2 protein-coding genes are annotated in these 1,324 nt (G+C 72.4%); one reads left to right on the top strand and one right to left on the bottom strand.

What is annotated here, in order from left to right; translation table 11 throughout:
- The coding region (locus GT354_RS47505; RefSeq protein WP_161364029.1) for a methyltransferase at positions 1–806 on the top strand (806 nt) is incomplete at its 5' end.
- A 52-nt stretch (positions 807–858) separates the two neighbouring features.
- Here the strand turns inward: GT354_RS47505 and GT354_RS47500 are convergent.
- On the bottom strand, positions 859–1,128 hold the full coding sequence (locus tag GT354_RS47500; protein ID WP_161364027.1) for a hypothetical protein: 270 nt from the start codon (positions 1,126–1,128) through the stop codon (positions 859–861).
- Between the last annotated feature and the right edge of the window lie 196 nt (positions 1,129–1,324).

The raw sequence follows: 1,324 nt of genomic DNA, 5'->3' as shown, positions 1-1,324 counted from the left end.
CGGCTTCCGAAGACTGGCGTGCGGTCAACCGTGCCAACTGGGACGAGCGCGTCCCGATCCACACCGCCGGCGACTTCTACGACGTCGCGGGCTTCGTCGCGGGCAACGACGCGCTGCGCGACTTCGAGGTCGCCGAGGTCGGTGACGTCACGGGCAAGACCCTGCTCCATCTCCAATGCCACATCGGCCTGGACACGTTGTCGTGGGCCCGGCGCGGAGCGATCGTCACCGGCCTGGACTTCTCGGCACCGGCGGTGGCCGCGGCCGAGGACCTGGCCGCGCGGACGGGCGTGACCACGGCCCGATTCGTCACCTCGGACGTGTACGACGCGGTCGGCACGCTCGGCGGTCGGACGTTCGACGTCGTCTACACCGGACTGGGCGCCCTGTGTTGGCTCCCCGACATCGACCGATGGGCCCGCACGGCGGCGGCGCTCGTCTCCTCGGGCGGTTTCCTCTACCTGGCCGAGTTCCACCCGTTCGCCGACGTCCTGGCGGCGGACGGCCGCACCGTCGAACTCGACTACTTCCGGCGCGAGCCGACCGTCTGGGACGAGCCGGGCACCTACGCGGACACCAACGCGAAGACCTCGTCGAACGTGACGGTCGAGTGGCAGCACGGTATCGGTGACGTCGTCAGTGCCCTGGTGGGCGCCGGCCTGCGGGTGGAGTTCCTGCACGAGCACGACTTCTCGCTGTTCGCCCGATTCCCCGTCCTCGAGGAACGAGACGGTGACTATCGTTTCCCCGAGGGTCAACCGCGCGTCCCGCTGATCTACTCGCTTCGCGCGACGAAGGCGGAGTAGGCGCGGCAGCGGCCGCTCCCCGCGCGCGGTCGCGGCGCCGAGGGTCTTCCGCTCACGAGCAGGGTTCGTCGCCGGCCGTGCGCCAGGCGTCTCTACCGGCTCGGGACGCCTCCCGGGTCCTTCGCAGCGTGTCGGCCGCCCGTTCTCTGGCGGGCTCCTCGAGCCGTCGCATCAGTCTGCGGCCGGCTGCCGCGGCGGCGAAGGCGGCCAGCCCCACGCCCGCGGACGCGATCATCGCGCCGCCCGCGGTCAGCGCCGCGCCGGCCACGAGAAGGCGTGCGTCGGTGTGCGGTGAGCGGTCGCTTCCTCGGGCACGATTCACCCCTTCACGATCGCGCACGGCGTGGGCGCCCGCACCAGGAACGGCCGTCGCGTCGAGGACGTCGCGCCCGGGTCGTCATGCGGGTGCGACGTGGCCGCTCGACGGGGTGTCTCGTTCGGTCGAGGGCGCGATCGGGGTGGGGCACGTCGTCAGGGCGGGGGAGGTCAGGTCCCGGGCGCGGTCGTGGGTCGGCGGC

It is taken from the genome of Streptomyces sp. SID3343, assembly GCF_009865215.1.
Classification (GTDB): domain Bacteria; phylum Actinomycetota; class Actinomycetes; order Streptomycetales; family Streptomycetaceae; genus Embleya.
The sequence above is the reverse complement of the archived record's forward strand: the minus strand, read 5'-3'. Positions and strand labels throughout refer to the sequence as shown.